Raw genomic sequence first — 9,367 nt, 5'->3', positions numbered from 1 at the left:
AGTTGCCCGACTTTCATGAAAGTCGGGCAACTCGGTTTTTTGGCGGTGCGGCCGGCGGCTCAGGCCGTCCAGGCGGTCTTGATGTTCACGAACTCGCGGATGCCGAAGGCGCCGAGCTCACGGCCGTAGCCGGAGTCCTTCACGCCGCCGAAGGGCAGGCCGAAGAACGACGCCGAGTTGCCGTTCGCGAACACCGCGCCGAACTCGAGCTCGTCCTGCAGCCGGGCGATCTCCTCGGCCTCCGTCGTCCAGACGCTCGCCGCGAGGCCGAACTCGGAGTCGTTCGCCAGCTCGACCGCCTCCTCGAGCGAGCCGACCCGGTAGACGCACGCGACCGGTCCGAAGCACTCCTCCCGGAAGATCCGCATCTCGGGCGTGACGTCGGTGAGCACCGTCGCCGGGTAGAACCAGCCGGGCCCGTCGGGCAGTTCGCCGCCCGTGTGCACGGTCGCGCCCTTCGCGATCGCGTCGGCGACGAGCTCGTGGGCGTCGGCCCGCACCTGCTCGGTCGCCATCGGCCCGAAGCCCGTCGCCGCGTCGAAGGGGTCGCCCGCGGTCGTCGCGCGCATCCGCTCGAGGAAGAGCGCGAACCACTCCTCGTAGACGTCGTCGTGCACGTAGAAACGCTTCGCGCAGATGCAGCTCTGCCCGCTGTTCTGCGTGCGCGAGGCCGCGCCCGCCTCGGCGGACTTCGCGACGTCGGCGCTCGGCAGCACCACGAAGGCGTCGGTGCCGCCGAGCTCCAGCACGCTCTTCTTGATGTTGCGGCCGGCTGCCTCGGCGACCGCTGCGCCGGCGCCGACGGAGCCGGTCAGGGTCACGGCGCGGATGCGGCGGTCCTGGATCAGGGCGGATGCCGCGGCCCCCTCGATGAGCAGCGTCTGGAACGCGCCCGCCGGGAAGCCGGCCCGCTCGAACAGCTCGCCGAGGTACAGCGCCGTCTGCGGCACGCTCGAGGCGTGCTTCAGGAGCCCGGTGTTGCCCGCCATGAGCGCGGGCGCCGCGAAGCGGATCACCTGCCAGTACGGGTAGTTCCACGGCATCACGGCGAGCACCGTGCCGATCGGCTGGTAGACGACGCGCGCCGCGCTCGCCCCGACCGAGGCCGCCGGCACCGGCTCCTCCGCGGCGAGGTACTCCTCGGCGTGGTCGGCGTACCAGCGCATGCCGTTCGCCGACTTCGTCACCTCGTACTTCGCCGTGCCGAGCGTCTTGCCCATCTCGGTCGAGGCGAGGGCGGCCGCCTGCTCGAGGTCCGCGTCGAGGAGGTCGGCGGCCCGACGCATCCACGCCGCCCGCTCGGCGAACGTCGTGCGGCGCAGCACGGCGTTCGCCGCATCGGCGCGGGCCAGGATCTGCTCCACCTGCTCGGGCGTGTGCGGCGCGAACTCGCGCTCCACCGCTCCGGTCGTCGGGTTGATCGTCGCGATCGCCATCTCGTTGTCCTTCCGTGTTCTCCGCGCCGCGATCAGAGTTCGCCGCGGCGTCGCGTGTCGACGATCCGGTCGCCCTGCCTGAGGGAGAGCGCCATGATCGTCAGGGTCGGGTTCGCCGCGGCGCCGGTGGTGAACACCGAGCCGTCCGAGACGAAGAGGTTGGGCACGCCGTGCACGCGCCCCTCGGGGTCCACGACCCCGTTGGCCGGGTCCGCGCTCATGCGCGCGGTGCCGAGGTTGTGGCCGGAGGGCATCGCGGGGGCGCGCCAGACGCGTTCGGCGCCGACCGCCCGGAACATCGCCTCGACCCGGCCGTAGGCGTGCTCGCGCATCGCGACGTCGTTCGGGTGGTCGTCGTAGTGCACCTCGGGGGCGGGCAGCCCCCAGCGGTCGACGAGCTCGTCCGAGAGCGTCACCCGGTTGCCCGGCTGCGGGAGGTCCTCGCCGCAGATCCAGCTCGCGGCGGTGCGCGGGTAGCCCTCGACGCGGGCGGTGAAGTCGGCGCCCCAGCCGCCGGGCTCCATGAAGGTGGTGAACGAGGGCAGCCCCTGCGAGATCGTCTCGAGGTAGTACCCGCCCGCGAAGCCGCGCTCGGGGTCGTGCCGGGACTCGTCGGCGACGATGCCCGCCATGTTCTCGCCGCGGTACATGTGCACCTCCTCGGGGAACTGCCCGTAGACGACGCCGGTCGTGTGCCGCATGTAGTGCCGGCCGAGGTGGTCGGAGGCGTTGCCGAGGCCGTGCTCGTGCCCGACGGTCGCCGAGAGCAGCAGCAGCCGCGGCGTCTCGATGGCGTTGCCCGCCACGGCGACGAGCGCGGCGCGCTGCCGGCGGAGCACGCCGTCGCGGTCGAGGTACTCGACGCCGTCGGCCCGTCCCGCGGCGTCGAGGGTGATCCGCACGGCGTGCGACTCGGGGCGCAGCTCGAAGCGCTCGGTCGCGATGGCCTTCGGGATCTCGCTGACGAGCGGGGTCCACTTCGAGCGGTGGCGGTCGCCCTGCGAGTTGAAGCCGTCCTGGATCGTGCCCGGGCGGCCGTCGTAGGGTTCGACGTTCGTCGCGTACGGGCCGGTCGCGTAGTGGCGGTAGCCGACCCGCTCCGCCCCGTTCGCGAAGACCCGGTACGAGGTGTTCGCCGGCATGGGCGGGCGGCCCTGGCGGTGCGAGACGCCCATCGCCCGCTCCGACTCCTCGTAGTAAGGGGCGAGCTCGGCGGGGTCGATCGGCCAGTCCGCGAGTGACGCGCCCGCGATCTCGCCGTAGCTCGAGCGGGTGCGGAACTCGTGGTCCTTGAAGCGCGGGGTGAGCCCGGTCCAGAGCAGCGCGGTGCCGCCGACGGCGTGGCCGTTCCAGGCGGGCAGCGCGGGGAAGTCCTGCGCGAGCGTCCAGCCGCCCGTCGCGCGCCTCGCCTCGAGCCAGGACAACTGCGCGAAGGCGATCCGCTCGTCGTCGACGAAGTCCTCGGGGTCGATCCAGCGGCCGGACTCGAGCATGACGACGTCGAGCCCGGCGCGGGCGAGCCGCAGGGCGAGGCTCGCGCCGCCCGGACCGGAGCCGACGATGACGGCGACGTCCGCGTCATCCAGTTCGTAGTGCCTCATGCGGTCACCTCCACGCCGGCCGATGCGGCGGCGGACGCGCCGAGCGGGCCGATCTCGACGAGCGGCTCGTCGAGCTCCTCGACCCGGGGGTCCGGCAGCCAGGGCAGCTCGTCGAAGCCGCGGTGCAGGTACCCGCCGAGCGCGTACGACGGCCCGGGGTAGCCGAGCAGCTGCCACACCTCGCGGTCGTCGTAGAGGTGGAAGCAGATCCGCTCGCGGACGAAGGCGAAGAACGCCTCGCCCTCGTGCGCGGCGAGCCAGGCGGTGCGGGCCTCGAGCGTCGCGGAGCCCGGGTCGCCGAGGTCGGCGGCCGCCTCGGCGGCGCCGGCGGTGACGAGCGCCGAGAGCTCGGAGGACGCCGCGGCGTCGGCGGCGAGGAGCGCGACCGCGCGCACGTACGGGCCGTCGGGGATGCCGGGATGCGGGTAGAGCGCCCGCGCGAGCGCGAGCAGGGTGCTGGCGGTGGCGTCCGGAGCGGCGGGCGCCGGCTGGTCTTCGGTCATGCTGGCCTTCTCGATGGTGCGGTGGAGCGGGAGTCGTGCGAGTGTCGTGCGGAGGGCGGGGCGCCTCGGATGCCTCGAGGCGCCCCGCCGCCCGATCAGGGGATGATGCGGTCGCGCCAGGCGTCGGGGAACCCGGGCAGGTCCTCGCCGCCGAACGACGTCGAGTGCACGTCGGGCATCGCGTCGTTCACGCGCAGCACGGCGTCGAGCTCGGCGCTCGTGATGGGCGTCTGCGGCACCACCCAGTCCTTCGGGATGTCCTGGCCCTGCCAGAGCTGCGTCAGCGCGAGCAGCGCGGTGCGCCACTGGAAGTTGGAGTAGACGCCGCCGAAGCCGTTGAGGTCCCGCTCCTTCCAGGCCCGCAGGTACGCCATGTTGTCCTCGCCGTTCACGATCGGCACGTCCACGCCGGCGTCCTCGAACGCCTCGATCGCGGGGACGGACTGGTCGCCGAGGTCGACCCAGACGGCGTCGATCTCGCCCTTGGCGATCTCGTCGGTGACGGCCTTCTTGATCTCGGCCGGGTCGGCGCCCGTGAGGTAGTCGACGTACTCGATGCCGGCGTCGTCGAAGATCTTCTGCGAGGCGGCCCAGCGGGACTCGAAGACGTCGACGCCCGCGGCGGTGCGGAGCGCGACGACCTTGTCGCCCGGCTCGAGCTGGTCGGCGATGAACTCGCCGACGTCGACGCCCCACGCCATGCCGCCGATCGAGTGCACGAACGAGGTCACGCAGTCGGTGCTCACGGCGCGGTCGAAGACGATGACCGGCTTGCCGGTCTCGCAGGCGCGCTCGACGGCCGCGGTCGTCGCGTCGGGCGAGTACGGCGAGATGATGAAGCCGTCGCAGTCGCCCTCGTTCACGAAGTAGTCGATGTCGGCGACCTGGGTGTCGTCGGAGTCCTGCGCGTCGCGCGTCTCCATCGAGGCCACGACGCCCTGCTCCTGCAGCACCTGCAGCTGCTGGTTCATCGTGATCCAGCCGGTCTGCCGCCAGGTGTTCGAGAGCGAGGCGTTGGCGAAGCACACCTTGCCGGGCCGGTCGAGCGCGTAGTCCGCCGCCGCGACCATGTCGCCGGCGAGGTACTGCAGGTAGGGCTTCGCCGGGTCGCCCTCGAACTGCGCGGCGCGCCGCTCGTTCTCCAGGTCGAACTGAGCCTGGTCGAACCAGGGGTTGGCTTCGGCGCTCGGCTCGCTCTCGGAGCCGCCGCCGGCGTTCGCGCCGGGCGCGCACGCCGTGAGCGCGAGCGCGAAGACGCCGGCGCCGACGAGGGCGAGGCGGGAGGTGCGTCGTTGCATCATGTTCCTCTCGGTTGCTGTGGTGCGGTGGCGGGGGCGGGGGCCCCCTCGCCCGCGCCGGGCTCGGAGCGCGGCGGGACCTCTGCGGCCGGCGGGCGACGCCGCCGGATGGTTCGGAGCACGGTGACGGCCATCGCGACGAGGATGATCGCGCCCTGCACGGTGGGTCGCCAGGTGGCGGCGACGCCGACGAAGTTCAGCAGTGTGAACAGGCTCTCCAGCACGAGCGCCCCGGCGACCGCGGAGAGCAGCCAGCCGCGGCCGCCGCCGAGCACGACCCCGCCGATGACGCACGCGGTGATCGCCGTGAACTCGTAACCGGAGCCGACGGAGGGGTGCACGCCCGCGTAGCCGACGAGCAGGATCGCGGCCACGGTCGCCGCCAGCGCGGAGAGCAGGTACGCCCGGGTCTGCAGCCACCACACGGGCGACCCAGCCAGGTGCGCGACCCGCGGGTTGTCGCCGGACAGCAGAAGGAGCCGGCCGAACGGGCGACGCACCAGCCAGGCCGCGACCGCGACCACGGCGACGAGCACGACGATCGCCCACGGCAGGTACCCGAGCACCGGCAGCTCGAGCCCGCTGCGGCCGAGCACCCGGAACTCCTCGGCCGGGTTCTGGCCGGCGGAGCCGCCGGTCGCGTAGAAGGTGAGGCCGGAGAGGATGAGCATCGTGCCGAGCGTGGTGATGAAGCCCGGCACCCGCAGCAGCGTCGTCACGAGCCCGTTCACGAGGCCGACGACGATCGCGACGGCGAACATGAGCAGCACGACGGGCAGGATCCGCGAGGGGTCGTCGCCGATGAGCGTGCCGGCGAGCACCACCTGCACGCCGATCACGGCGCCCATCGACAGGTCGAACTCGCCGGAGACGAGCACGAAGTACTGCCCGACCGCGACGATGGCGACGGGGGCCATCCGCGCGATCAGCCGTAGGAACTGCTCGGGGGCGGCGAGCTGCGGGTTGTAGACGACGACCGCGACGAGCAGCGCGACGAGCAGCACCCAGACGATGCCGCCAGGGGTGGCGAGGCCGGCGGCGATCCGCTTCGCCAGCGGGGGCCGGCTCGGGTCGTACCTGGTGACGGCGGGCTCGACGACGGTGCCGGTCATCGTTCGGCTCCTTCCGTGACGGGGGCGGTCGGGCCGGCGGCGGTCGCCGCGGATGCCTCGGCCGGCTCGGGCCCGGCGCCGGCCGCGAAGCGGCGGCGCACGAGCGGGGCGGCCCGGCGGGCGTAGAGGGCGACGGCGGCGACGATGACGACGCCGCGCACGACCTCCTTGAGGAAGGGGTTCACCTGGAGGATGCCCATCGCGCTGTCGACGACGGCGAAGATGAGGATGCCGCCGAGCGTGCCCCAGAGCGAGCCCCGGCCGCCCGCGAGCGAGGCGCCGCCGAGCACGACGGCGGCGATCGAGAGCAGGTCGTAGCCGCCCTGCTCGCCGACGGTCGGGCTGCCCACGCCGAGACGGGCGACGATCACGACGCCGGCGATGCCCGCGCAGAGCCCGGAGAGGGCGTGCGCGACGACCACCGGGGTCCCCGCGCGGACGCCGGACATGCGGGCGACGTGGGCGTCGCCGCCGACGGCGAGCAGGTGCATGCCCATCCTGGTGCGCCCGACGAGCACGACCGCGAGCACGAGGCACGCGAGCATCAGCAGGGTGGGCACCGGCAGCGGGCCGATGCTCGCCGAGCCGAAGGCGGCGAGCTCGGGGCTCGCCTTGCCCGTGGTGCCCCGGTAGTAGCTCGCGAGGTAGCCGGCCACGAGCAGCCCGACGCCGAGCGAGGCGATGAAGCCGCTGAGCTGCAGGTACGCGACGAGGCATCCGGTCAGCGCCCCGATGACGGCGGTCGCGACGAGCGCCGTGACGATCCCGGGCACGGTGCCGCCCGAGGCGCCGGCCATGGTGCCGGCGGCGAGCACGCTCGACAGGCTCACGAGGTACGCGACGGAGAGGTCGAGGCTGCCGACAAGGATGACGAGCGTCTGGCCGATCGCGACGAAGCCGAGCACGGCGATGCTCGTCATGAGCACGGTGAGGTTGCCCGGCGTGAAGAGGTTGCGTCCGGCCGCGGCGACGACGACGGCCGCGACGACGATCACGCCGAGCAGCACGAGGTAGACGCCGGCGGTGGAGCCGAGCCCGCCGCGCAGTCGTGCGAGCGCGCTCATGCCGCCACCGCCGTTCCGGCGGCCAGCGCGGCCACCTGCTCCTCGCTCGGTCCGCGATCGAGGGACCCGGCGACGCGGCCGTCGCGCATGACGACGATCCGGTCGCTCATGCCGATCACCTCGGGCAGCTCGGAGGAGACCATGACGATCGCGTGGCCCGCGGCGGTGAGCCGGCGCATCACCTCGTAGACGGCGCGCTTCGCGCCCACATCGATGCCGCGGGTCGGCTCGTCGAGCAGGATCAGCCCGGGGTCGAGCAGCAGCCACTTCGCGAGCACGACCTTCTGCTGATTGCCGCCGGAGAGGTAGCGCACGATCTGCTCCGGCCCGCGGGCCGAGACGTCGAGCTCGGAGAGCAGCGGGGTCAGCCCGCGCGCTGCCGTGCGGGCCCGGCGCGGGGCGCTCGAGCGCACGACGGCGAGCGCGTTGTCCTCGATGGACTGCTCGAGGGCGAGCCCCGAGCCCTTGCGGTCCTCGGTGAGGTAGGCGATGCCGGCGTCGATGCCGTGCGCGGGCCGGCGCGGCCGGTAGTCGCGCCCCTCGAGCCGCATCGAGCCGCGGGTGAAGGGGGCGACGCCGGCGATGGCCTCGAGCAGCTCGGTGCGCCCGGAGCCCTGCAGCCCGGCGATGCCGAGGATCTCGCCCCGGTGGATGCCGAGCGTGATGCCGTCGAGCTGCGCATTGCCTGCGCCGGTGATCGCGAGCAGCTCGCGGCGGTCCTCGCCCGGGGCCGGCTCGGGGAAGAAGGCGGAGAGCGCGCGGCCGACCATGAGCCGCACGACCTCGGACTCGTCGGTCTCGGCGGTGTCGAGGGTGGCGACGAGCGCACCGTCCTTCAGCACGGTGATCTTCGAGCACAGCTCGAAGATCTCGCGCATGCGGTGCGAGACGTAGAGCACGGCGACGCCGCGCGCGGAGAGCCGGCGCACGATCGCGTAGAGCAGTTCGACCTCGTGCTCGGCGAGGGCCGCCGTCGGCTCGTCCATCGAGATGATGCGCGGCTCGTAGCTCAGCGCCTTGGCGATCTCGACGATCTGCTGCTCGGCGACGGAAAGGGTGCGCACGAGGGCGTTCGGCGAGATGCCGTCGACGCCGATCTCGGCGAGCAGTTCGGCGGCGCGGCGGCGCATCGCGCGCCGGTCGACGAGGCCGAAGCGGCGGGGCTCGCGGCCGAGCAGGATGTTCTCGGCGACCGTGCGGTCGGGCAGGAGGTTGAACTCCTGGTAGACGGTCGACACGCCCGCGGCGTAGGCGGCCTGCGGGTGGTGGAACGTGCGGAGCTCGCCGTCGATGCGCACGGTGCCCGCGTCGGCCTGCTGCACGCCGGCGAGGATCTTCATCAGCGTGGACTTGCCCGCGCCGTTCTCGCCGACGAGGGCGTGCACCTCCCCCGCCTCGACCACGAGGTCGACGCCGGCGAGGGCCGGGTAGCCGAAGAAGGACTTCGCGAGGCCTCGCACCTCCAACGCATGGCTCATGCGCACTCCACTTCATCGTGTTGGGGAAACGTTTTCCAACGCCTGCTCAGCGACAGTACCGGGCGATCGATACTGCGTCAAGGATTATCGATAATCCTGCAGCACGCCACCCCCGCCGCGTATGATCGACCCAGAGCGGGGCCCCGAACTGGGGTGCCCGCGGTCAGCGAAGGGGGCGGCATGGGCGCAGCCGACGGCGGGACGAGCCCCGGCCTGCTCGACCGGGCCACGCTCGGCAGCCGGGTGCGCGACTACCTGCTCGTCGAGATCGCCAACGGTCGGCTCGCCCCGGGCTCCCCCGTGCGCGAGCTCGACATCGCCAAACGGCTCGGCACGAGCCAGACGCCCGTGCGCGAGGCGTTCCGCGAGCTCGCCGCCTTCGGCCTGCTCGAGGCGCGCAGCCACGTCGGCACCCGCGTGCGCGAGGTCGGCGAACGCGAACTGGCCGAGGCCGTGCCGGTGCGCGCGGCGCTCGAGGCCGTCGCGGCCCGCCTCGCGGCACCGCACGTCGCCGCCGACCCGTCACGGCTCGAGGCCGCCCTCGACGAGCTCGTGCGCGTCGCCACCCTCGACGACCGGCTCGCTTACGCGAACGCCTGCACCCAGTTCCACCGCGAGGTCGTGCGCTCGGCGCAGAACGACTCCCTGCTGCGCGCCTGGAACGCGCTCGGCATCGAGATCATGACCATCATGACCATGCTCACGAACGAGGAGCCGCTCGACGTCGCCGCCGAGGGCCACCGCGGCATCGTCGAAGCACTGGCCTCCGGCGACGCCGAGCGGTCCGTGGCGATCGTGAACGCGCACGTCGCCGCGTACATCCCCGGCGCGACCGAACCGCCCGTGCACGTCACCGGCTGACGCCGACCTCTCCC

Annotated in this window: 8 protein-coding genes; 1 reads left to right on the top strand and 7 read right to left on the bottom strand. The window is 73.1% G+C overall.

The window, feature by feature from the left end:
- Positions 1–59: 59 nt before the first annotated feature.
- From IEY71_RS06245 to IEY71_RS06215, 7 genes are all read right to left on the bottom strand, one after another.
- Entirely contained in the window at positions 60–1,436 is a 1,377-nt protein-coding gene (locus IEY71_RS06245; protein ID WP_189084390.1) for an aldehyde dehydrogenase family protein, read from the bottom strand.
- Between the two features lie 32 nt (positions 1,437–1,468).
- Positions 1,469–3,037: a GMC family oxidoreductase gene (locus IEY71_RS06240; RefSeq protein WP_189084389.1), complete on the bottom strand. Its 1,569-nt coding sequence runs from the start codon at positions 3,035–3,037 to the stop codon at positions 1,469–1,471.
- Complete coding sequence (locus tag IEY71_RS06235) at positions 3,034–3,540, bottom strand: hypothetical protein (RefSeq protein ID WP_189084388.1); 507 nt, start codon at positions 3,538–3,540, stop codon at positions 3,034–3,036. Before IEY71_RS06235 ends, IEY71_RS06240 begins: the two co-directional genes overlap by 4 nt.
- A 95-nt stretch (positions 3,541–3,635) precedes the next feature.
- Entirely contained in the window at positions 3,636–4,838 is a 1,203-nt protein-coding gene (locus IEY71_RS06230; protein ID WP_189084387.1) for a substrate-binding domain-containing protein, read from the bottom strand.
- Positions 4,838–5,950, bottom strand: coding sequence for an ABC transporter permease (locus IEY71_RS06225; protein ID WP_189084386.1), 1,113 nt, complete (start codon positions 5,948–5,950; stop codon positions 4,838–4,840). Before IEY71_RS06225 ends, IEY71_RS06230 begins: the two co-directional genes overlap by 1 nt.
- Positions 5,947–7,014, bottom strand: a complete 1,068-nt coding sequence (locus IEY71_RS06220) for an ABC transporter permease (RefSeq protein WP_189084385.1) — start codon at positions 7,012–7,014, stop codon at positions 5,947–5,949. The genes IEY71_RS06225 and IEY71_RS06220 overlap by 4 nt, the downstream gene beginning before the upstream one ends.
- Positions 7,011–8,492, bottom strand: a complete 1,482-nt coding sequence (locus IEY71_RS06215; protein ID WP_189084384.1) for a sugar ABC transporter ATP-binding protein — start codon at positions 8,490–8,492, stop codon at positions 7,011–7,013. Before IEY71_RS06215 ends, IEY71_RS06220 begins: the two co-directional genes overlap by 4 nt.
- Before the next feature lie 180 nt (positions 8,493–8,672).
- Between IEY71_RS06215 and IEY71_RS06210 the strand changes: the two genes are divergently transcribed.
- Complete coding sequence (locus IEY71_RS06210) at positions 8,673–9,353, top strand: GntR family transcriptional regulator (RefSeq protein WP_189084383.1); 681 nt, start codon at positions 8,673–8,675, stop codon at positions 9,351–9,353.
- Positions 9,354–9,367 lie beyond the last annotated feature (14 nt).

This window comes from Agromyces mediolanus (genome assembly GCF_014648575.1).
In the GTDB taxonomy this organism is placed as follows: Bacteria; Actinomycetota; Actinomycetes; order Actinomycetales; family Microbacteriaceae; genus Agromyces; species Agromyces mediolanus.
This window is presented reverse-complemented; position numbering and strand designations above follow the sequence as displayed.